This is a genomic window from Bacteroides cellulosilyticus (assembly GCF_020091405.1).
In the GTDB taxonomy this organism is placed as follows: domain Bacteria; phylum Bacteroidota; class Bacteroidia; order Bacteroidales; family Bacteroidaceae; genus Bacteroides.
In genome coordinates, this window is the sequence record NZ_CP081903.1 from 780850 (window position 1) to 805352 (window position 24503).

Sequence of the window (24503 nt, forward strand, 5' to 3'; positions counted from 1 at the left end):
GTTTGCATAAAAGGTTATTTAGTTTGTGTTACCACTTGTATGGTACCATCCGGATTATAATAGAGCTTATCTACACAAATAGAACGAAGATTTCCTTTGCCTGAAATAGAGCTATTATGATAGAAAGCAAACCATTCTCCTTTATATTCAGCAATAGAACCATGACTTGTATCGCAACCTGTAGGTTCAAGATAAATGCCCTGATATGTCCACGGTCCTAACGGAGAATTACTGGTTGCATAATTCAAACGATTAGCTCCCTTGCCATTCTCCGCATGGTTATCAGCATAGGACAGGTAGTACACACCGTCTTTCTTATGTATCCAGGCAGCCTCATGAAAATCTTTCAGACCTTCCATTGCACGCAGCGGTTCTGCCAATTCCATCATATTATCCTTCATTTTGGCACCCACACAACGACCTCCACCGCCATAATAGAAATAAGCCTGATCATCATCATCCACAAAGACACAAGGGTCTATCATGGCAAAGCAATCGTCTTCCATTCCTATCATTTCAATATACTTGTCTTGTACAGTAAAGTCTTTGGCAGGATGTTTACTGGTAGCTATACCCACTCTCCAGGTATTGTTCCAGTCATCACCACTCGGGTGCGGAAAGTAAAAATAATAAGTACCATCCCTATATGCACAATCGGGTGCCCACATGAAGCCACCATCTTTACGTCCCCAAGACACCTGCGAAGAGTTCAGTATTTCACCATGATCCGTCCAGTTCACCATATCATCCGTAGAGAATACATGATAGCGGTCCATCAAATCACACCCACGCGGAGGATCAACATCATGAGAAGCATAAACATACAAACGTCCGTCTTCCCATACATGAGCTGAAGGATCGGCTGTGTACATGTGAGTAATAAAAGGATTCGGACCTAAAGCAACCGTTTCAGCTTGCTTCTGGTTATTGCAGCTCATCAATGTCAACGACAAGGCAGTTAAGGTAATCAAATAGTTTTTCATACGCTATTTTATTGTTTTTATAGTTAATACGAGCAAAATTAGAGTTGACTGATTAACAAAGCTCTTAATTTCAACTTAATAATCCGCTGTTTTTTCGATGGTTTAGTTGGTATTCTTAGAATGCCGGATGCTGCATTCATTTACCCACACCATTTTCATTAAACGCACTAATAGAAAAGTAATATTCAGAGTCTCTATTGAAATAACGGGCCTCATATTGGTTTCCATAAACCACCATAGAGTGAGTCAATTTCTCCTTTTGCGTTCCCCAACGCAAAATATATCCTGTTACTTCTTCCTGCGGATTCCATCTAAACCGATAGATACGTTTATCGTTATTATCACGTGAAGCTTGAAATCCTGTAACTCCGGCAGGCACCTTACCACTACCTTGACCAAAGACACGTAAGTCGAATAGAGAAAAACTTCCTTCCATATCTTTAGTGTTGCAGATTCTTAGATATTGCACTTTCGCAGGAACACGCAGAGTATGCAGTTTATGAGGAGCATCCTGCAGATTCTTTTCTTCATCTACCAAACGAGTCCAGTCTTTACCATTTGTAGAACCTTCTATATAATATTGATAAACCACAGGGGCATGGGGCGCATGTACATTGAATTTATGATCTGCAAAGTTCACCTGAACAGCATTCACTTCCATTGTTTTTCCAAGGTCTATTTGCAGCCACTCACCGGCATCGCCTGTTTGAGCAGCCCACCAGGTTTCCACCTGTTCATCATTAGCCAATTCCGGTTCATAGCCTTCAAGATGTGAAGACGAAGATACTTTTTTCTTATATGAAAGCAAGTTCCACCCCATACCGATATCTTCCTTTTCAAAATCGACCTTCCGATCAGGAATACAGAAAGGATAATCGGCAAAAGTTGTCAACGCATACATACCATATTTCTCAGAAACAACTACCGGGAATAAACCTAAACGGCGTTCAAACCAATGACGAACAGAAATAGTCATAGATGCCACATGCCAGTAATTACCATACTTATCTTTGAATGTATGACCATGCCCGGCACCACCGATGAAACCTCCGGGCTTGAAAGAGAATGGATTGTCTTCTACATATTCAAACGGACCTAACGGATTATCACCCACATAATTACCATCACCATAAATACGGTATTGAGTACCGGGAGCTGCATATTGCAAATAATAGCGACCATTATGTTTCAGTACACAGGGTCCCTCGTTCCAACCTTGACGTGGTTCTTCATTGTTCTTTCCAGGTACTTCCCAACCATATTTATCACAATTATGCTGAATCAAGACTTTAGGTTCTCCAATAGCCCGGAAGCCATCTTTAGGATCCACTTCTACTCCCACGATCGGATCAACATCCGAACATCCCCAATAAAGATATACTCTTCCATCATCATCCTTAAAGAAAGCCGGATCATGCTGACGATAAGTCAATTTTGTGTCTACTTCTTCCCAAGTGTCCTGTTCAGGATGAGCGTTTTTATAAATACGGGTGTTCCCACTGGATGCCGTAAAATAAAGAGTATCGCCATAAACAAGGATGGTCGGTGCATAATCTTCCATCGTTGGAATGGTTGTACAAGGGATATACTCCCATTTTGCCAAATCCTCTGAACGCCAATATCCACCTGATTTAGAGGCAAACATATAATAATATCCTTTAAAATATTCCAGTACAGGATCGGCCGCTTCACGTCGTGACTCATCATCAGGTTGAAAACGATAATTCAGATCAATAGGATTAGTCACAATTCTATCATTCTTAACCGGAGCTTGTTCCGAGGCACAACTGACCATCAGTCCCAAAACAAGAACCATACTAACTAACTGAGCTAATTTCTTCATGGTAGTTTTACATTTAGCTTAACAGATTGCCCCATAACAGGACAATCTGTACACAGATACAAGAGGTTGTATCAAAATTATATAGATAACACTTTATATTTGGTAGTAAATACAACTGAATCCATATTCTCCTTATCCACACTGAAAGGTATCAGTTTCTCTTCTCCCGGAGCCAACTCATAATGAACATTATCGCCCATTTTCTTACCTCCGACATACATTTCAACTTTTCCTGTATCCATCAAAGTCCCATTGTTTTTAACTGAGAGCCAGATAGTATTCTGATTCTTTACCAGATTTTCTTCTACTTTGAATAAAGTCAAGCCGAAATCTGCTGCAAATTCATGGGTATATTCAAGCATACCTGACAAACCTTTCTTAGAATCCTTATAACCCACACTATCCTTAATACGGTCATTAGCCACATACTGAGGACTCACACCACCAACTAAGATTTTAAACGTACCTTTCTCCACAACCCGGTCCATATGATCATTGAGCAATGATAATTCATAAGGCGTCAATTCAAAAGAAACCGTTTTTGCCTCACCCGGTTTCAAGTGAATACGGGTAAAGTTTTTCAATTCTGTAATACGTGTCTTCACACTAGCATACATATCCGTTACATATAGCTGTACCACCTCATCACCGGCACGTTGTCCTATATTCTTCACAGTGGCCTGCACTGTAATATTACCATTTTCCTTTTCCTGTACTTTCAGGCCTGAATATTCAAACGAAGTATAGCTCAACCCATATCCGAAATAGTAAAGAGGATAGTATTCCATATCCGAATATTCATAGCGGCGACCGGAAGTTTTAAAGTTGTAATAAAGAGGAAGCTGACCTACGTGTCGTGGGAAAGTCATCGGTAAACGACCGGCAGGGTTGTAATCGCCAAACAACACATCCGCTGTAGCCGGACCACCTTCTTGTCCAGGCAACCAGTTCACAAGGATAGCTTTACATAACTCCGACGCTTTAGACAAATTATAGGGACGCCCCGCCTGAAGAATTAATATGACAGGCTTTCCGGTTGCGCAAACAGCTTCCAATAATTCCTGTTGTTTGCCCGGCAGAATCAGTGTTGCATAATCGTGATTTTCACCGGATGTCTTGTATACATCCGTAGTAGCCTCACTGGTTGAACAATCTCCCAAAACCAATAGCACCACATCTGATTGTGAAGCCGCTTTTACCGCCTTTGCAATATTATCTTCGCCTAAACTTGTAAAATCACAACCTTGTTCATAAATCACTTTCGTCTGCTTTCCTACCGCTTGTTTGATACCTGTCAACACAGATTTCAACTGACCAGGCTGAAGTTTAGGAGTATAATCACCAGGTTGAAGATCATCTGCACCGGGACCTAGCACAGCAATCGTACGCATGTCTTTAGACAAAGGCAAAATATGATCCTTATTCTCTAACAGTACAATAGATTCGCGGGCAGCCTGACGCGCCATTTCTTTATGACTATCCGAATTCCAACCCGGATATATCTTATTCCAGTCCAATGGTTTATTAGGTGCTTTTTCAAACAGTTCATTACGGAACATCATACGCAACATTGTGCGGCACACCTCATCAAGGTTTTCCATATTGATACGTCCATCCTTTGCAGCCCGTATCACTTCCTTATCATTATACGTATCACCACAGTTCGTGGCAATCCCGGCTGCCAAGGCCTGGTTAGCCGCTTCTATCTTATCTTTAGCTGTATAATGTTTGCGGGCAGTCAAATTAGCTATAGCACCGCAGTCACTAACTATGAAACCGCTGAATCCCCATTCCTCACGCAAAATATTATGCAGCAATTCTCTACTTTTCGCTACAGGAACACCCAGAAAATCCGAATATGCCATCATCAAAGATTGGCAATCATAGTTACGAATAACATGACGGAACGGAACCAGATGTACTTCACGCATTTCACGTTCAGACAACCCTATATCATGGGAATCGCGTCCTCCCAACGGAGCGCCATGACCACCAAAATGTTTCGGAGTAGTATATAGTCCCATAGACTGGTACCCTTTAATCCAAGCTCCACCAATCTGTGATACCAAAACCGGATCTTCTCCAAACGTTTCTTCACAACGTCCCCAACGGGCATCTTGGGCTACATCCAATACCGGAGACCATGCCTGCATAGTTCCTGCCGAAAGTGTTTCATCACCAATCGCCATCGCCACTTCTTCCGTCAACTTCTTATTCCAGGTTGCTCCCATTGCCAGAGCTTGGGGAAAGATAGTAGCTCCACTACCATACGAAAAACCATGTACAGCCTCAACTTTCGTAATAGGTGGTACATATAAATGAGGAATACCAGGAATACCCCAGCCCTCACGTATCAGTTCCATTTTATCTTCCGGCGTCATCACAGACAGCAAACTCTCCACACGCTCTTCCACCGGAAGCGTAGGGTCCATATAACGGAGCGAAGTTTTTTCTCCTTTTCGATCTTTCAATTCCTTATCAGCTAAAAGAACAGATACTTCCTTTACCATAAAAGGTTTAACACGATCGCCTCCCTTAAAAGCCAACCTGACATGAGCTCCATATTTAGGTGAAAACTTCAGCCGCATTTCTTTAGCACTACCTTGTACCTGATAATCTACAGGTACTCCCAGATTCATAGGATCATATGTAACGAAGATATTCATCAACTGTTTCAAATCCTCTTTAGAAACACCTTGCATCTGAATTCCAAGTTCACATACATCACCCGGAGTATGGATAGTGAACATCAACCATTGGTCTGTTTTCAAATCCTGCCCACCAACTTCCCACATTGTCTTTTGATCCTTATCAAAAGCTAACGAAGCTTTTTCCACATTAGTTGATGCTGAAACTGACAAAATATCACTTGGCTGCTGAGCCATTAGAAAAGAACAGGATAATATTCCTGCAAATAAGAACAAGTGCCTTTTTAAATTCATATTATTAGCTTTTTATCTATTTGTATTGCAAAGTAAGCCTCACTTGCTTAATAAAATGATAAAACTATAATTAATGAAACATTAAAATCCACTTAATGAATAACTTTTAAAGTAAAAGCAAAGCAAAGCCGGAAGAATTGTATGAATAAGTAGTCGGATTTCACTAAAAAGCACTATTTTTGTACGAGCTAATACTTATATTGATATACAAAATGAAAAAGACACTATTCATTATCTTTCTTCTGTTAATATGTATGCATTCATTCGCTCAGCTTCCTGAGTACGGTTTGCATATCCAATCCTACCCACTTCAGAATTCTGAGTTTACCAGTATGGCATTAGAAGATGGAAAGCCTATAGAAACTAAGGGTGACAAAATAACTCTGAGCTTCAACCTCTGGGTCAGACCTGATAATGTATTCGGAACCGTATTCCGCATCATTACTGAAAACAATAAGAATGTTGACTTGATGTACAGTGTCAGCGAAAACGACAGACGCTTCCCGATTCTGGTCACTGGAGATGCAGTACACCCTATTCAAAAAGAAGTGAGACGCGAGACCTGGACTTCAGCCAGCCTGACCCTCGATGTTAAAGAGGGAAATATTACCGTATTGTATGACAGTACGGAAATTAATGTGAATTACCCCGACCTGAAAGGTTCGCAGAAACTACGCTTTGCTTTCGGCTATTGTCCATATGAAGGTTTCTCCTTAGCCGATGTGGCCTCCGTTAATATAAGAGATATCAGCATCAAGCGTGGATTAAAGGAAATACGCTTGTGGAAGATGGCACGCCATAATAAGGAAATCTGTTATGACGAGATTTCCCACAGTCCGGCTTCCGGCAAAAATACCCGTTGGATCATTGACCAGTATATCACTTGGAAGAAGATTCATTCACAGCAATTCAAATCTTCTCCCTCTGTAGCATTCGATCCTACTGTCGGTACTTTCTATATAGCCAACAACAAACAAAAGTTGTATGTTTTCCATACGGATGAAAGGATAACTGACACTATCCAGATAAAAGGCGGAGAGTTTGTAGCCAACTACCCCAACCAGTTGATATATCTGCCAGAGCAACATCAGTTGTTATCCTACAACCTGAATGAAAACCTATATTCGTTCTTTGATCCAGTTTCACAAAGCTGGAAAGGGACACAGGCAGCCGTACAGGAACACGACTACTGGAATAACACACTCGTTTATAATCCGGCCAATTCTTCACTGATCAGCTTCGGTGGATATGGGCATTATCATTATAACAACAAGCTATTAATTTGCTATCCCTATGAAAACGCCCCGCAACGTCACCTCAATCTGACGAATATTCATCCCAGATACTCTTCCAGTTCTGTCATAGTTGACAGCACACTTTATATCTTCGGAGGACGCGGTTGTCCATCCGGACGGCAGGAATTATCTCCCCGCAACTATTATGATTTATACGCTGTCAACCTGCTAACCCAGCAAGCCAACAAACTATGGGAACTCACTGAAGTTCCGGATGGAGGAAATTTTCAACCCAGTGAAAACATGATTTATGATCCCGAAAAAAAATGTTTCTACTTCTTCAGTACGCAACAAGGTGGCACGTTGATGAAAATCGATACTCAAACACCACATTTCGAACTCATGTCATTGCCTATCGGAGTAAAATTAGAGTCTCAATATATGTATACTAACTTATACTATTCCCCCAAACAAAAAAAGTTATATACAGTGATTCACCAAGCTGAGGTAAGTGGTAAGGCTGATATAGATATCTATGAACTGAACTTCCCTCCGATTCCCGTTTCATCCTTTAAACAACCGGATGTGGTTGCAGGCAATGCCAGTCAAAATAACCAGTCATCTATATGGCTGTACATTATAGCTGGAATACTGGTTATTACCGGAATGGGAGTTTTCTATTATAGAAAGAAAAAGGCCGAAATAAACCGGATCAAAACCGCTACCGAAGACAATAAACAAACAGAAACGAACAGCTTCCAGCCAGAAGCTGCGAATGACTCTCTAACAAATGATATATCTGAGATAAAAATAGAGATGCCCATGCACACAGAGGCTACGACATTTCATAACTATGATTTCTCCAAGGAATGCGTTTGTTTCTTTGGCGGATTCCGTGTCATTGACAAGGAAGGAAATGATATTACATCTTCCTTTACACCTACCCTCAAATCCTTATTGATATTACTGGTTCTTTATACAGGAAGAGACCCCAAAGGTATCATCGGACACAAATTGATCCAGTTATTGTGGTATGACAAAACGGATGAATCTGCCAAGAACAACCGTAATGTATATATGAGTAAACTACGCGGTTTATTGGAAAAAGTGGGTGACATCAAGATATTGAATCAAAATGGCTTCTGGAGCATACAGTTTGAAGAAGGAACTATTTGCGACTATCTGGAAGCACTTCATCTATATAAAGAGAATAATAGCCAGAACTTAGAGAAGCTGCTTGAGTTATTGCTGCGTGGTATAATGTTACCTAATATGGAAATCGATTGGATTGATGCGTTCAAGAATGATTTTTCAAATAGCACCATCGATCTGCTTTGCAGGTTACTGAAACGGGAAGACCTCTCGGAAACATTAAAGCTAAAAATTGCAGATACACTATTCCAACATGACTATATCAATGAGGAAGCTCTCTGTGTAAAATGCCGCATTCTTTGTCAGCAAGGAAAGAAAGGGCTCGCCAAGACTGTCTATGATACTTTCTGCAAAGAATATGCCGCTTCGCTGGGAACAGAATACAAGTTCTCCTTAATGGAAATTATCGACGAACAGAACTGAAACAAATTACAATACCCCTAAAAAAACGTCTGACCTGGATGCTCCCAAGTCAGACGTTTCTTATATTATATATCCGGATTCGACTTTGATTTACTTGCGTACCGGTTGCTTCATCTCCAACGGCATTTCCTTACGCAACATTTTACCGGCCTGGCCTACCAGCCACAAGTAATGATCACTGCCAATGCCTTCCTCAATGGGTACAAATGTACTGGCACCTACGGGAACCTTTTTAGCACATTTAAAGATAGCCGTACCTTCATCTATCTCATCAAACATAGCTACATAAAGCATTTCCGCACCTTCCTTCAGAGCTCCGGACAACTGCTTCCAAAGGAACGAACCTTTGTTACGCGGTATCTGCACACTGTTCTCATGCCCCTTCATATTACGCCAGGAGAATCCCGGAAAAGCCAAAGGTGCATAATCCACTTTATTCTTTTTCGCCCACTCGATGTCACCTTTAATCAGTTTCTGATAACGGGGATACGAGTCTTCATTATATCGTCCTACAAACCAGGGCATCACAACATCACACCGTTTTATCAACTCATGCAGACGAGGATCCGACTCGGTATCCCCACTCAATTCGCGCCAATGCGTAGGCACTCCCAGCATCACACTAAAGCCCTGTGCCTTCAAACCATTGATAATCTTTTCGGCTTCATCCAGACCGTAACGGCGGCGATCATTGAAACCTACTCCCCAGACCGTAACCAGCGGTTTTCCATTATGATACAAATAAGAGGGATTCTTGGCATGATCTTTCAGAGAATGACGTTTAGCCACATCAGAAATATCTTTCAGCAAAATATCCTCATCACCGGGACGCATACCACTTAAATCATACATGACACAAATGGCACGCTCGTATTTATTGGCTGCTTTCATGGCAGAGTTCAAAACAGTATTGAAATGTTTCAAACCACTCTCACCACGGATTTCCCCGACAAAACGCTGCATAAACACACCATCCAATCCATATTCTTTCATCCATCTGAAATGAGTATCTACCGTAGACTCATCGTGTGAGGAGAAAGTATAGGCCGGAGTTCCGTCTGCAAACTTGAACTCCGTCTTATACAGTTTTTCATACTCCGATACTTCCGGCCAGAAGTCAATCGTACAAGAACCGGGGCGAAAGCCATCGTGTCCGGTATAGTGATACCACCCCCGATTGGCGCCATCATCAGGGGCATTAAACCACCCCTGATAACCGGCCATCACCAATCCTTTGTACGAATTGTACTGTTTACCGGCAACCTGCGCCGTAATACCTATCGAAAACAACAAGCATACAATAAACCAATTTAATCTTTTTACCATAACCTATTTCTATTTCTTATTCGTTGTATCGATTGTCAGAATGCTCTGTGCAATGTGTACTTTTCTCCCGGTTGTGTCTGTATATCATACTCATAAATCTTATACAAGAGAGGATATTGCGCCCTTAATCCGGCAGCGACCAGCGGTTCCTTAATATCTCCGCGCTTCATCAACGGATTCGGATTATCGCCCTTCGCTTCCTTAAGACCTACACCTTCCAACGGCACATACGAACGTATACGCAGATTGCCGCCAATACGTGAGGTTACGGTAGCCGTAGTCAATTCACCGCCATCCCAGTCCATGTCCACTTCGAAAGCACCGCGGGCTACCAGACCTTTTACACTACCCTTGTTCCAATCCTGAGGCAAGGCGGGCAATAAATGCAAAGCCTCGTCATGACTTTGAAGCAACATCTCAGCTACCCCGGCTGTGAAACCGAAGTTTCCATCAATCTGGAAAGGCGGATGTGCGTCAAACATATTCGGATAAGTACGTCCGTCAGGATTATCCTTTTCCACCAGCTTCAACATATTCTTGATAATCTTATAAGCATGATCACCGTCGAGCAGACGTGCCCATAGATTGATTTTCCAGCCGATAGACCACCCCGTAGCCATGTCACCCCGATAGAGAAGTGAGCGTTTAGCTGCCTGGAAAAGCTGCGGATGCGCATAAGGGGAAATCTGGTTACTGGGATAAAGTCCGTACAAGTGGGAAACATGGCGATGGTCATTATTCGGATCATCCACATCCGCCAGCCACTCCTGCAACTGGTTATGCTTGCCTATCTGCATAGGCGGCAAACGCTTAATCATACTTTGCAGACTATCCCGATAGGAGGTATTAGCGGGATACAACAGTTGGGTAGCCGACAGTACAGAAGTCAACGCATCCAGCACGATCTGAGTGTCCATCGTACATCCGGCGGTAATCATCGTACCGGTTCCCGGAGGACCCTGTTCGGGAGACATAGAAGGAGCACAGACCATCCAGCCATATTTAGGATGTTCCACCAGGAAATCGAGGAAGAAATCGGCCGCCCCCTTCAAAGCCGGATAAGCAGTTTTCAAGAATGCCTGATCGCCTGTATAAAGATAATGTTGCCACAGATGTTGGCTCAGCCAAGCGCCACCCAACGGCCAGACATACGAAGCACCATCCACAGGTCCGGCCATACGCCACAGATCCGTGTTATGATGTACGGTCCACCCACGGCACTCGTACAAGGTACGTGCTGTGCCTTGTGCCGACTCTGACAATTCTTTCACCATCTGGAACAGTGGTTCATGCATTTCCGGAAGATTTGTCACTTCTGCCGGCCAGTAGTTCATCTCCGTATTGATATTGATGGTGTACTTTCCATCCCACGGAGCCAATAGTTCCTGATTCCAGATACCTTGCAGTCCGGCAGGCTGTCCGCCGGGTTGCGAAGAGGATATAAGCAGGTAACGCCCGAACTGGAACATTAACGCCACCAATCCCAGATCTTTCCTTTCATTGAAATGCTTGATGCGGTAAGATGTTTCTTCCTGGCTGGAGGGACCGATGTTCAGAGAGACACGCCCGAAAAGCTTTTGATAGGCTTCTTCATGAGCAGTAAGCGCCTGGACATAAGGGCGTTTCATGGCTTTTGCCAGAAACTCCGTTGCCCGACGGGTTTCATTGGCACTTACATCTTTATAATTGACGAAGTTGGTTGCAGCCGTCACATAAATCACAGCAGCATCTGCACCTCTCACTTCAATGCAATCATTGGCGACATTGACTTTACCCTTCTCCGCCTTGATCTGCGTGCGGGTTTCAAAACGAATAGCTCCCGGAATACCTTCGTGCGCCGAACCATGTCCGGACAGCAGCAGGCTCTTACCATTCTTCTTTACCTCGTACTCTTTATGCGGAGTACTATATCGGGTTGTAAAATTGACAGCACCGGGTTTATCCGCCTCGATACGGATGATCAAAGCATTATCTACCAAAGAAGTAAATATGGTACGGGTATAATTCACTTCGCCTATCTTATACCGCACGGATGCAACTGCCCGTTCCAAATCTAAATCCCTGCGATAATCGGAGTAATCGGTATGTCCGTCAAATTCCAGCATCAAGCTGCCAATCGTCTGGAAAGGCATGCCATGTTGCCCGGTAAAGAAGTTATCAGCCATTATCTTTTCGGCTTCTTTCTCACGCCCTGCAAAAATAAGTTCCCTGACTTTGGGCAATACACCGAATGCCTTCGGACTATCGTTACGATGAGGACCACCGCCCCAGACAGTCTCCTCATTCAACTGTATCTGTTCGTTAACCACTCCGCCATAAACCATGGCGCCCAAACGTGAGTTACCCAAAGGTAATGCTTCGGTCCATACTTTGGCAGGTTGCTGATACCAGAGTTTTAAGTCATCAGCTTTAGCCATCAAGCAGCAAGCACATACAATGCACAGACCTATCAAACGGTTTTTCATGATTTTTATAAGTTTATGTTTTCCGAATGCAAAGAAAAGCGCGACTCATTAATAATATCAATGAAAAGACATTAATATCAACTTAAAATAGAATTAATAAGGATTAATGTCGAAAATAATTCATTTTTGTAGGGTTATGAATCTTTTCACCACAGAGGACACAGAGAACGCAGAGTTTTTAGACTTCTAATTCAGAGATAATTATAACCTCTGTGCTCTCTGTGTCCTCTGTGGTGAAATAATTCCTTTCTTTTCTGATATGATTCTATTTTAGATACGGATGCTATCAAAACTAACGCCCTCCCTTGATAAGACTTTCCTTTCTTACTATGAATACTTGAAATGAAAGCTTCGTTTCTAAAAATGAAAGCTTCGTTTATAGAAACGAAGATTACATTTATAGAAACAAAGCCTTCGTTCTAAGTCTTTGTTGCAAGGACGATGATTTTAGAAGCTATAGACGATAACTTTGCATTGCGGATAAGTTATGAATCAAACAATAGTCGATATACACTACGTCTTATACCAAAGTCAGAATGGCACACGACTCTTTCTTCTGTTATCATTCTTTTTCAAAGGGATAAAGCAAGCATTCCCGATATAATTGCTACATTTGCAGGGTAATCTATAAAAGAAGTACAAGAAAATGGACTTAAACAAAGTATTTGCCACCGTGCAGGAAGCCAGCCGGGAATTGTTATCACTGAGCGATAAAGAAATCAATCAGATACTATTGGCTGTAGCGGACGCTGCCTTGGCAAAATCGGACTTCATCCTCGCTGAGAACAAGAAAGACCTGGAAAGAATGGATCCGAATGATCCGAAATACGACCGGCTGAAACTGACGGTAGAACGCCTGCAAGGCATCGCGGCCGATACGCGTAATGTAGCGACCCTTCCCTCACCCGTGGGACGCACGCTGAAAGAGCACACACATCCCCTGGGGATGAGGCTCAGAAAAGTAAGTGTCCCGTTTGGTGTCATCGGCATTATATACGAAGCACGCCCCAACGTGAGTTTCGACGTATTCTCCCTCTGCCTGAAAAGCGGAAATGCCTGCATACTGAAAGGCGGTAGTGATGCCGACTCCTCCAACCGGGCCATTATCAGCGTGATACACGAAGTACTGGAACACTTCAACATCAACCCGCACATCGTAGAATTACTGCCCGCCGACCGGGAAGCTACAGCCGAGTTGCTGAATGCACGGGGGTATGTAGACTTACTTATTCCGCGTGGCAGCAGTAGCCTCATCAACTTTGTGCGTCAAAATGCCACCATACCCGTCATTGAAACAGGCGCAGGTATCTGCCATACTTTCTTCGACCGCTACGGTGATGTAGAGAAAGGTGCAGCTATCATCAACAATGCCAAAACGCGCCGCGTCAGCGTATGCAATGCCCTGGACTGTCTGTTGATTGACGGTGACCGCCTCAACGATCTGCCGGCACTTTGCGCACCGTTGCAAAAAAGCAATGTGATAATCTATGCGGATATGTACGCATACAACGCACTGAAGGAAAGCTATCCTGCGGAGCTACTGAAGGAGGCTACGGAGGAAGACTTCGGTACGGAATTTCTGGACTACAAGATGTCCATTAAAACCGTTCAGTCCATTCGTGAAGCCATAGCACATATTCAGAAATACGGTTCCAAACACAGCGAATGTATTGTAACCGAAGATAAGGCCCGTGCCGAGCGGTTCTGTCGTGATGTGGACGCCGCCTGCGTATACGTCAACGTACCGACTTCCTTTACAGACGGAGCGCAGTTCGGTCTGGGTGCCGAAATCGGTATCAGCACGCAGAAGCTGCATGCCCGCGGTCCCATGGCTCTGGAAGAACTGACCACGTACAAGTGGATTGTCGAAGGAGAAGGACAGGTAAGGAAGTGAAATTATAAATCATAAATATATAACATGAAGAAGTTTACTTGTGTGCAGGACATCGGAAACCTGAAAGCTGCACTGGATGAAGCATTTGAGATTAAGAAAGACCGTTTTAAATACGTAGAGTTGGGACGGAACAAGACGTTGATGATGATTTTCTTCAACTCCAGCTTACGTACCCGTCTCAGCACGCAGAAAGCGGCTACGAATCTGGGTATGAATGTTATCGTGCTGGACATCAACCAGGGAGCATGGAAACTGGAGACGGAACGCGGTGTCATCATGGATGGAGACAAACCCGAACATCTACTGGAGGCTATTCCTGTGATGGGTTGCTACTGCGACATCATCGGTGTACGTTCGTTCGCCCGCTTCGAAAACAAAGAGGATGACTATAACGAGGTAATCATAAACCAGTTCATCCAACATTCCGGTCGCCCGGTGTTCTCAATGGAAGCAGCTACCCGCCATCCGTTGCAAAGCTTTGCCGACCTCATCACAATTGAAGAATACAAGAAGACGGCACGCCCTAAAGTGGTAATGAGCTGGGCACCGCATCCGCGCCCATTGCCCCAAGCCGTGCCTAATTCATTTGCCGAATGGATGAACGCCACGGATTATGATTTCGTCATCACCCATCCCGAAGGTTACGAACTTGCTCCGCAATTCGTAGGAAATGCCCGTGTGGAATATGATCAGATGAAAGCGTTCGAAGGCGCCGACTTCGTCTATGCCAAGAACTGGGCGGCTTATGCCGGAGATAATTACGGACAGATCCTGAGCAAAGACCGTGAGTGGACCGTAAGCGACCGCCAGATGGCAGTAACCAACAATGCTTATTTCATGCACTGCCTGCCCGTGCGCCGCAATATGATTGTAACAGATGATGTCATCGAAAGTCCGCAATCTATTGTCATCCCCGAAGCGGCTAATCGTGAAATATCAGCTACGGTAGTATTAAAGAGACTGCTTGAGTCACTCTGAACTGAATAAGGAGTTAGAAGGAGTTAGAGGAGTTCTAACTTCTTTAACTCCCGAGCGAAGCGATAACTTCTTTCTCCTTTAAAAAAGCTCCTCAGCATCAAAAATAAGCAAGCATATTTTGTACTGCTTTCGGTTTGCATTATCTTTGTCCCCAAACAACGCCAAGGATTATGACTATAAAAGAGTTTTTTTCTTTCAAACAGAATAAGTTTTTCTGGATAAACCTGATCGCAATGGTCATTGTGGTTGCCCTTGTACTGTTTGGAGTGCTGAAGGGACTGGATATATACACCCGTCACGGTGAAGCGGTAGTAGTGCCCAACGTGAAAGGTATGGGAGTGGCAGAAGCTGAGAAAATGTTCCGCAACCAAGGACTTACCTGCATTGTTTCCGACTCCAGCTATGTAAAGAACTTACCAGCCGGATGCATCCTCGAACACAATCCTGCCGCCGGGCAGAAAGTGAAGGAAGGACGCACCATCTATCTGACCATAAACACCCTGAGTACCCCTTTGCTAATCGTTCCCGATGTAGCGGACAACAGTTCCATGCGCCAAGCACAGGCACGCCTGCTGGCGGCCGGCTTCAAACTGTCCGAGAACGAACGCATAGCCGGAGAAAAAGACTGGGTATACGGTGTGAAATATAAAGGCCGTACACTGACCAACGGTGAAAAAGTACCTGTAGGTGCCACACTTACACTAATTGTGGGAGACGGTGGAGAACTGCCTCAGGAAGGGGATTCTACAGCAGTAGAAGCTACCACCCCTACCTCCTCTAAAGATTCCGCAGCAGACGAGTCCTGGTTTTAAACTCGATCATACGGGGAATAATAACAATAACACATAGAAAGAACAAGGAATGATAGAAGATTTGCCGGACGACATAGTGACTGAGGATGATCTGGACGACATAGAACCTGTCGGTGATGAAGCCCAACTCTATGAACACTTCCGTGTGGTAGTGGATAGAGGACAGGAAATGATGCGCGTAGACAAATACCTGTTCGACCGCCTGACAAACGCTTCGCGCAACCGCATACAGAAATCAGCGGAAGCCGGTTTCGTAATGGCTAACAACAAACCGGTCAAGAGCAGCTACAAGGTGAAACCGATGGATGTCATCACCATCATGATGGATCGTCCGCGTTATGAAAACGAAGTCATTCCCGAAGATATTCCACTTAATATCGTCTACGAGGATAAATACCTCATGGTAGTGAACAAACCTGCCGGACTGGTGGTACACCCCGGACATGGAAACTACCAGGGGACTTTAGTGAACGCCATCGCCTGGCACATGAAGGATAATCCTGACTACGATGCCAACGACCCGCACGTCGGTCTGGTTCATCGCATCGATAAAGACACTTCCGGGCTGCTCGTCATAGCCAAAACACCGGATGCCAAAACTAACCTCGGTATGCAGTTCTTCAACAAAACCACCAAACGACGCTACCGCGCCCTGGTGTGGGGAACCGTTGAACAGGACGAGGGAACCATCACCGGAAACATTGGCCGGAATCCCAGAGACCGCATGCAGATGACCGTTCTGCCCGATGATCAGGGAAAGCATGCCGTGACCCATTACCGGGTTCTGGAGCGTCTGGGCTATGTCACTCTTGTAGAATGCATTCTTGAAACGGGACGTACCCATCAGATACGTGTTCATATGAAACATATCGGCCATGTACTCTTCAATGATGAGCGCTACGGCGGTCACGAGATTCTGAAAGGTACCCATTTCAGTAAATACAAACAATTTGTAAACAACTGCTTCGATACTTGTCCACGGCAGGCATTACACGCCATGACACTGGGTTTTGTACATCCCGCCACCGGCGAAGAGATGTACTTCACCTCCGAAATGCCCGAAGACATGACCTTGCTGATAGACAAATGGAGAGGCTACATCAGTAACAGAGATTTAGAATGAAACGCACGATTGCTATTGTTGGCGGAGGCGATACCTCCGAATTTCAAGTTTCCCTGCGCAGCGCACAGGGCATCTACTCCTTTATCGATAAGGAAAAGTATACATTATATATTGTGGAGATGCACGGACTCGACTGGCACGTGCAACTGCCCGACGGCGGCAAAGCGCCCATTGACCGGAATGACTTCAGCTTTCAGATGAATGGCAGGAAGGTAACATTCGACTTTGCCTACATTACCATTCACGGCACTCCGGGTGAGGACGGACGCTTGCAAGGCTATTTCGATCTCCTTCACATCCCCTACTCATGTTGTGGTGTACTGGCAGCAGCACTTACGTATGATAAGTTTGCCTGCAACCAATATCTCAAAGTTTTTGGAGTACGCATAGCCGAATCCTTAGTGCTTCGCCAGGGACAATCCATTTCCGATGAAGATGTGATTGAAAAGATAGGTTTGCCCTGTTTCATCAAACCCAGCCTGGGAGGTTCCAGCTTTGGCGTAACGAAAGTTAAGACGAAAGAACAAATACAGCCTGCCATTGTTAAGGCATTCGATGAAGCGCAAGAAGTTCTGATAGAAGCCTACATGGAAGGCACCGAAGTGACCTGCGGTTGTTATAAGACTAAAGAGAAGTCAGTCGTATTCCCTATCACCGAAGTAGTGACCGAAAATGAATTCTTCGACTACGACGCCAAGTACAACGGACAGGTTTCCGAAATCACCCCAGCCCGTATCTCCGATGACCTGACGCACCGGATACAGACACTGACTTCCGCCATTTACGATATCCTGGGCGCTTCAGGTATCATTCGTGTGGACTACATCATCACTGCCGGAGAAAAAGTCAATCTGCTGGAAGTGAACACCACGCCCGGAATGACGGCTACCAGCTTCATACCCCAGCAGGTACGTGCCGCAGGATTAGACATTAAGGATGTAATGACTGATATAATTGAGAACCAGTTTTAGTGACTAACCTACTAATCGCTAATCACTAAACGTTAATCATTATGAATATGGAATTTGATGAAATCCGCCCTTATCATGACGAGGAGCTTCCTCAGATTTACGAGGAACTGATTGCCGATCCGGCTTTCCAGCAGGTGGCGTCTGCTGTTTTCCCGGAAGTTCCCTTTGAGGCACTTGCGCAGAAAATGCGTACATGCAAGACGAAGTTGGAGTTTCAGAAAGCATTCTGTTACACAATCCTGAAAAGATTTGCCAGAGATACGACCCAGGGAGTAACTCTGGACCTTACGGCACAGACGGACAAGACATCCGCTTATACTTATATCTCCAACCACCGCGATATCATTCTCGACTCCGGTTTCCTGTCCGTAGAGTTGATAGACAAAGGTATGGATACGGTAGAAATTGCCATCGGCGATAACCTGCTGATCTATCCCTGGATTAAGAAGTTCGTGCGTGTCAACAAATCATTCATAGTACAACGTGCCCTGACCATGCGCCAAATGCTGGAATCTTCCGGACGCATGTCGCGCTATATGCACCACACCATTAAGGATAAGAACCAGTCCATCTGGATAGCCCAACGTGAAGGGCGTGCCAAAGACTCAAACGACCGTACTCAGGAAAGCGTTCTCAAGATGCTGGCTATGGGTGGTGAAGGTGATATCATCGACCGTCTGATGGAGATGAATATCCTTCCATTGGGCATTTCGTACGAATACGATCCTTGTGATTACCTGAAAGCACAGGAGTTCCAACTGAAACGCGATATACCGGACTACAAGAAGACGCAGGAGGACGACCTGAAGAATATGCAGACCGGCTTGTTCGGACCTAAAGGACGCGTGCACTTCCAGGTAGCATCGTGCATCAATGAAGAGCTGGAAAAGTTGGACCGTTCTCTTTCCAAACCCGAACTGTTCTCACTGATCTCCGCCCTTATAGACCGGAGAATCCATGCAAACTATCGTATGTATCCCGGCAATTACATAGCTCACGATTATTTGTCGGGCACCAAGGCCTTTGCCGGTCATTATACCGCCGAAGAGAAAAAACACTTCACTGACTACATCGACCAGCAACTTGCCCGCATTGAACTGCCCAATAAAGACGTTCCGTTCCTGCGCGAAAAGATGTTGTTGATGTATGCCAATCCACTGACGAATTATTTGGCTACAAGAACTGATAATCCGAAATAGAGTAATATATGAAAGGTAAGCTACAATTTCCGGTTTCTTTATGCTGGTTTCTTCCCGTACTGGTATTCATGCTGGTTTCCTGCGGCGATGACGATGATTATCATTATCCGTCCGTGAAACTGGACTTCCTGACTGCACAGGCCGGCGCCGACGGTAGCCTGCAATCCGTGCTGACGGATGAAGGCGAAACACTTGCAATAGTGGAAGACGCGTCGAAAACGCGTATAGACGCTAATGCCTCTGCCCGCATTGTCAGCAACTATGGCAAGGCGGAAGCTGCCGATGGGACATCCGGAGTGAAATTGTATGCAGTATTGAGTGCCATATCGCCTGTGCCGCAGTCTGCGGATAAATTTAAGGATGGAATCAAGCGTGATCCGGCAGATATACTGAGTATCTGGATGGGGATTGATTACCTGAACATAATGCTGGAAATCAAGTTGCAGAACGGAAAGCACTCGTTCCATTTCATTGAGGACGAAGTCACCACGGATAAAGAAGCGGGAACCCGGACGGTACGTCTGTCTCTCTATCATGATGATGGCGGAGATGTGCAGGCATACACGAAACGTGCATATGCATCCGTTCCGTTACGGCAATATGCAGAGGATGGAATTGATAAAGTTACAATCTATTTCAGCTTAAACACGTATTCCGGCAAAGAAGTAACTTATGAATTTGAATATAATCCCCAGTAAGATGAAAATAAATTCTTTGATTGCAGGCATCTGCCTATTCTTCTCCTCTCTTTTCTCCTGTCAGCAGAAAGGAGATTTCAAGTCTGTATCCGTGGAAGATTTCTCCACGCTGATAGCCAATCCTGAGATACAGCGTCTGGATGTACGCACCGTAGCCGAATACTCGGAATCACACATTCCCCAAAGCATCAACATCAATGTGCTTGATAAGACTTTTGCGGAAATAGCCGACTCCACTCTACAGAAAGATAAACCCGTTGCTTTGTATTGCCGTAGTGGTAAACGCAGTAAAAAGGCCGCCGCTATACTCAGCGAAAAGGGATACGTGGTTTACGACCTCGACAAAGGTTTCGAAGAATGGAAAAAAGCCGGAAAGGAAATAGAGGAATAATAAGAAAAGCCGCAAAGCACTGTTATCAGTCCTTTGCGGCTTTCTTATTCTTTATTACAAAGAGTTTGCTTATGCTTTCACTCCGTTGTATTCGTCAGAAACAGTCAGTTTCTTGCGGCCTTTAGCACGACGTGCAGCTAATACTCTGCGACCGTTAGCGGAAGCCATTCTCTCACGGAAACCGTGTTTGTTTTTTCTCTTTCTGTTAGAGGGTTGAAATGTTCTTTTCATTACTGTATATTGTTTTATGTTATTATTTCACGTAATCGGGCTGCAAAAATAGGGACTTTTTTCAAAATAACCAAGAGTTAAGTCTTTTTCTCTCAAAACTTTTTGCGATTTTTACTGATTTCCATTACTTTTGCACCCGCAAAGCTCAGTGGAGACTATTATATAACATCTAAAATAAAAAATATGAGTATTAATGCCCAAGACATTAAAATCGGAACTTGCATCCGTATGGACAACAAGTTGTATTTTTGTATTGACTTCCTGCATGTAAAGCCGGGAAAAGGTAACACCTTCATGCGTGTAAAACTGAAAGACGTAGTAAATGGCTATGTGTTGGAACGCCGCTTTAATATCGGTGAAAAACTGGAAGATGTACGCGTAGAGCGTCGTCCTTATCAGTTCTTATATAAAGAAGGTGAAGATTATATCTTCATGAACCAAGAAACTTTCGATCAGCACCCCATTGCCCACGACCTGATCAACGGCGTTGACTTCCTGATGGAAGGCGGCACTCTGGAAGTTGTATCGGACGCATCTACCGAAACTGTTCTTTTTGCCGACATGCCTATCAAAGTTCAGCAGAAGGTCACTTATACCGAACCGGGTGTGAAAGGTGACACAGCTACAAACACATTGAAACCTGCCACTGTAGAGTCTGGTGCAACTGTGCGCGTTCCGTTGTTCATCAATGAAGGCGAAATGATTGAAATCGACACTCGTGACGGTTCTTATGTAAGCCGTGTGAAAGCATAAGCCTGTTCTCGTTACCATACATTATATAAGCTGCCTGTCAGGAGAATTAAACACTCCCGACAGGCAGTTTTTTCTATTGTCAGCAAAAGAATACACAATTGGGAAGATTATCGGAAAATAATGATCTATCTTTGTAAGCAATAAGCAATAGAATTGCAACATGAGTAAACTGATAAAGACAGACAACGAATATAAGGAATGGATAGGCGAACTGAAACAGCGTATCCGTCAAAGCCAGATTAAGGCAGCGGTAAAAGTCAATACGGAGTTATTGAAACTATACTGGAATTTGGGAGAGAACATTATTAAAAAACAAGCTGAAACGAAATGGGGAAGCGGGTTTCTCAATCAATTATCAGCAGATCTAACAGAAGCATTCCCAGACATGCAAGGTTTTTCCAAACGAAATCTGGAACTTATAAGAAAGTGGTACTTATTCTACAATGAAGAAAATTCAATTACGAAACAAGTTGTTTCGCAATTTCAGGAAGTCATATTTCAGGTTCCATGGGGACATCATATTAAAATAGTCAGTAAATGCACAAGCCTAAAAGAAGCTCAATTCTATATATACAAAATCATTGAACATGGCTGGAGCCGCAATGTTCTGCTAAATATGATAGAAAGCGGACTCTATCAACGGGAAGGTGCCTCTATTAACAATTTCTCACTACGTTTACCTTCTTCACAAAGTGATCTGGCACATGAACTAACTAAGGATCCGTATCACTTTGACTTCCTCGCTCTAAGAGAAGGATATATAGAACGAGAATTAGAAGAAGCATTAGTCAGCAATATCAGTAAATTCCTGCTAGAATTAGGAAATGGATTTGCTTATATGGGGCATCAAGTTCCAATCATCATAGGAGGGCAAGAATTCCGAATAGATATGTTATTCTACAATGTTCGCTTACGGGCATATGTGGTGATAGAACTCAAAACCGGAGAGTTTGAACCTGAATTTATCGGTAAATTAGGATTTTATGTATCCGCTGTAAACCATGAACTGCGCAAAGATGGTGATAACCCTACTATCGGATTATTAGTGTGTAAAGGCAAAAATGAAATTGTGGCACGCTACACATTAGAAAGTACAATACTGCCCATCGGTATCTCTGAATATGAATTAAGTCAGCTTTACCCAAAAGATTTCAAGAGTACCCTGCCCAGCATTGAAGAAATAGAAAACGAACTAAAAGATTAAGACCTATGAGATACTCCGTCATTATTCCTGTATACAACCGTCCCGACGAAGTAGACGAACTGTTGCAAAGTCTGACCGGACAGAGTTTCAAAGACTTTGAAGTCGTGATTGTGGAAGACGGTTCCTCCATTCCCTGCAAGGAAGTAGTGGACAGATATCAGGATAAACTGGACATACACTATTACAACAAACCGAATTCCGGTCCCGGACAAACCCGTAACTATGGCGCCGAACGAAGCGCAGGGGAATACCTGATCATCCTGGATTCCGACTGCATCCTACCCGCAGGTTATCTCGCCGCCATTGAAAAAGAACTGCAAGCCAGTCCTGCCGATGCTTTCGGCGGACCGGACCGGGCTCACGAGTCTTTTACAGATATACAAAAAGCCATCAACTACTCCATGACCTCTTTCTTCACTACCGGAGGCATCCGGGGAGGAAAAAAGAAAATGGATAAGTTCTATCCGCGCAGCTTCAACATGGGTGTTAAGCGAGACGTATATGCTGCATTGGGCGGTTTCTCAAAGATGCGATTCGGAGAAGACATAGACTTCAGCAGCCGGATATTTAAAGGCGGTTACCGCTGCCTGTTATTCCCCGATGCATGGGTGTATCATAAACGCCGCACGGACTTAAAGAAATTCTTCAAACAAGTGCATAATTCGGGAATTGCGCGCATCAATCTATATAAGAAATATCCGGAATCACTGAAAGTCGTCCACCTCCTGCCCGCAGCATTCACACTGGGAGTAGCGGTACTGATGCTTGGTGCTCCTTTCTGCCTTTACAGTCTGACGCCCATTGCTTTGTATGCACTGCTGGTATGCATAGACTCTTCCATCCAGAACCGAAGCCTGCGCATCGGCATCTATTCCATTGCCGCCTCCTTTATCCAACTCATCGGATATGGCACAGGCTTTTGGAGAGCATGGTGGAATCGCTGCATACTTGGCAAAGACGAGTTTGAGGCTTTCAAAAAAAACTTTTATAAGTGATTAGCGATTAGTGATTAACATGGAGAAACTGACTATCAATCAGTGGGCGGAAGAAGACCGTCCGCGGGAAAAAATGATGCTGAAGGGAGCGGAAGCCTTGAGCGACGCTGAATTGCTTGCCATCCTTATCGGTTCGGGAAACACAGAAGAAAGCGCGGTATCACTTATGCAACGGGTACTTTCCACTTGCGGCAACGACCTCAATCGATTGGGTAAATGGGAAGTGCAGGATTTTTCCCGCTTCAAAGGCTTCGGTCCCGCCAAGAGCATCACCATCATGGCAGCATTGGAACTGGGTAAACGCCGCAAGCTACAGGAACGTCCGGAACGTGCCACCATCCGCTCTTCCAAAGACATCTACGAAATCTTTCACCCGCTTCTTTGCGACCTGGCACACGAAGAATTCTGGGTTTTACTCCTTAACCAGGCTTCCCGCGTCATCGACAAATCCCGCATCAGCCGCGGTGGCATCGACCAGACTACCGCCGACGTACGCAGCATCCTGCGCGAGGCCTTAATACAACGAGCCACGCAAATAGCTTTGATACACAACCATCCTTCCGGCAGCCCACGCCCCAGCACAGATGATCAACGCCTGACGCAACTTGTCCAAAAAGGCGCTCAGACAATGAACATCCGCCTCATCGACCACGTTATTGTAACAGACGGAAAGTATTACAGCTTTAACGATGAAGGAATGATTTAAGTGGCAAGTAGCCCCGGTAGCTTACCGCCATAGCCCAGCAACAACCTGAACATTAAGAGATAAGACAGAAAACATGAAAGGAAGCCATCCGGATCTTCCTTACCTCTCATGCACAAGATGGCATCTCGTACAACACAAGGTAGCATCTTACACAACACAAGATGGCATCTTGTGCATGA

At 44.4% G+C, this 24503-nt stretch carries 19 protein-coding genes; 13 read left to right on the top strand and 6 right to left on the bottom strand.

Annotated features, from left to right (window positions below; all coding sequences use genetic code 11):
* Window positions 1–14: 14 nt before the first annotated feature.
* The 3 genes from K6V21_RS02760 to K6V21_RS02770 all read right to left on the bottom strand — a co-directional run bounded on the left by K6V21_RS02760 (window position 15) and on the right by K6V21_RS02770 (window position 5768).
* Window positions 15–983 carry a family 43 glycosylhydrolase gene (locus K6V21_RS02760; protein WP_217712450.1) on the bottom strand — a complete coding sequence of 323 codons (969 nt, stop codon included), beginning with the start codon at window positions 981–983 and terminating at the stop codon, window positions 15–17.
* A 136-nt stretch (window positions 984–1119) separates the two neighbouring features.
* Window positions 1120–2826, bottom strand: coding sequence for a family 43 glycosylhydrolase (locus K6V21_RS02765; protein ID WP_224320792.1), 1707 nt, complete (start codon window positions 2824–2826; stop codon window positions 1120–1122).
* Window positions 2827–2903: 77 nt separating this feature from the next.
* Window positions 2904–5768 (bottom strand): glycoside hydrolase family 3 C-terminal domain-containing protein, encoded by a 2865-nt coding sequence (locus tag K6V21_RS02770; protein WP_224320793.1) that lies wholly within the window; start codon window positions 5766–5768, stop codon window positions 2904–2906.
* A gap of 212 nt (window positions 5769–5980) precedes the next feature.
* On the opposite strand from K6V21_RS02770, the gene K6V21_RS02775 reads away from it, so the two are divergent.
* Complete coding sequence (locus tag K6V21_RS02775) at window positions 5981–8578, top strand: hypothetical protein (protein WP_410490259.1); 2598 nt, start codon at window positions 5981–5983, stop codon at window positions 8576–8578.
* Window positions 8579–8668: 90 nt separating this feature from the next.
* On the opposite strand, the gene K6V21_RS02780 is transcribed toward K6V21_RS02775, so the two are convergent.
* Together K6V21_RS02780 and K6V21_RS02785 are read right to left on the bottom strand one after the other, a co-directional pair.
* A complete protein-coding gene (locus tag K6V21_RS02780) occupies window positions 8669–9904 on the bottom strand; it encodes a glycoside hydrolase family 71/99-like protein (RefSeq protein WP_224320795.1) in 1236 nt (411 codons plus the stop codon).
* Window positions 9905–9939: 35 nt separating this feature from the next.
* Window positions 9940–12369 carry a glycosyl hydrolase family 95 catalytic domain-containing protein gene (locus tag K6V21_RS02785; RefSeq protein ID WP_224320796.1) on the bottom strand — a complete coding sequence of 810 codons (2430 nt, stop codon included), beginning with the start codon at window positions 12367–12369 and terminating at the stop codon, window positions 9940–9942.
* A gap of 646 nt (window positions 12370–13015) precedes the next feature.
* On the opposite strand from K6V21_RS02785, the gene K6V21_RS02790 reads away from it, so the two are divergent.
* From K6V21_RS02790 to K6V21_RS02825, 8 genes are all read left to right on the top strand, one after another.
* Window positions 13016–14263, top strand: coding sequence for a glutamate-5-semialdehyde dehydrogenase (locus K6V21_RS02790; protein WP_224320797.1), 1248 nt, complete (start codon window positions 13016–13018; stop codon window positions 14261–14263).
* Window positions 14264–14287: 24 nt separating this feature from the next.
* Entirely contained in the window at window positions 14288–15241 is a 954-nt protein-coding gene (locus tag K6V21_RS02795; RefSeq protein ID WP_044271408.1) for an acetylornithine carbamoyltransferase, read from the top strand.
* 170 nt (window positions 15242–15411) lie between these two features.
* Entirely contained in the window at window positions 15412–16053 is a 642-nt protein-coding gene (locus K6V21_RS02800; protein WP_149925661.1) for a PASTA domain-containing protein, read from the top strand.
* Between the two features lie 49 nt (window positions 16054–16102).
* On the top strand, window positions 16103–17176 hold the full coding sequence (locus K6V21_RS02805; RefSeq protein ID WP_007217054.1) for an RluA family pseudouridine synthase: 1074 nt from the start codon (window positions 16103–16105) through the stop codon (window positions 17174–17176).
* A complete protein-coding gene (locus K6V21_RS02810) occupies window positions 17173–18147 on the top strand; it encodes a D-alanine--D-alanine ligase (RefSeq protein ID WP_224320798.1) in 975 nt (324 codons plus the stop codon). The genes K6V21_RS02805 and K6V21_RS02810 overlap by 4 nt, the downstream gene beginning before the upstream one ends.
* 41 nt (window positions 18148–18188) lie before the next feature.
* Window positions 18189–19346 carry an acyltransferase gene (locus K6V21_RS02815; RefSeq protein WP_224320799.1) on the top strand — a complete coding sequence of 386 codons (1158 nt, stop codon included), beginning with the start codon at window positions 18189–18191 and terminating at the stop codon, window positions 19344–19346.
* Between the two features lie 8 nt (window positions 19347–19354).
* Window positions 19355–20044, top strand: a complete 690-nt coding sequence (locus K6V21_RS02820) for a hypothetical protein (protein ID WP_217712460.1) — start codon at window positions 19355–19357, stop codon at window positions 20042–20044.
* 1 nt (window position 20045) lies between these two features.
* Window positions 20046–20435, top strand: coding sequence for a rhodanese-like domain-containing protein (locus tag K6V21_RS02825; RefSeq protein WP_217712461.1), 390 nt, complete (start codon window positions 20046–20048; stop codon window positions 20433–20435).
* A 69-nt stretch (window positions 20436–20504) separates the two neighbouring features.
* On the opposite strand, the gene rpmH is transcribed toward K6V21_RS02825, so the two are convergent.
* Entirely contained in the window at window positions 20505–20666 is a 162-nt protein-coding gene (rpmH, locus tag K6V21_RS02830; protein ID WP_002558970.1) for a 50S ribosomal protein L34, read from the bottom strand.
* A gap of 183 nt (window positions 20667–20849) precedes the next feature.
* Between rpmH and efp the strand changes: the two genes are divergently transcribed.
* The 4 genes from efp to radC all read left to right on the top strand — a co-directional run bounded on the left by efp (window position 20850) and on the right by radC (window position 24324).
* Window positions 20850–21419: an elongation factor P gene (gene efp, locus K6V21_RS02835; RefSeq protein WP_217712462.1), complete on the top strand. Its 570-nt coding sequence runs from the start codon at window positions 20850–20852 to the stop codon at window positions 21417–21419.
* 160 nt (window positions 21420–21579) lie between these two features.
* Window positions 21580–22623, top strand: coding sequence for a YhcG family protein (locus tag K6V21_RS02840; RefSeq protein ID WP_217712463.1), 1044 nt, complete (start codon window positions 21580–21582; stop codon window positions 22621–22623).
* A gap of 5 nt (window positions 22624–22628) precedes the next feature.
* The gene (locus K6V21_RS02845) at window positions 22629–23618 is read left to right on the top strand and encodes a glycosyltransferase (protein WP_224320800.1); all 990 of its coding nucleotides are present in this window, start codon (window positions 22629–22631) and stop codon (window positions 23616–23618) included.
* Between the two features lie 19 nt (window positions 23619–23637).
* Entirely contained in the window at window positions 23638–24324 is a 687-nt protein-coding gene (gene radC / locus K6V21_RS02850; RefSeq protein ID WP_224320801.1) for a RadC family protein, read from the top strand.
* Window positions 24325–24503 lie beyond the last annotated feature (179 nt).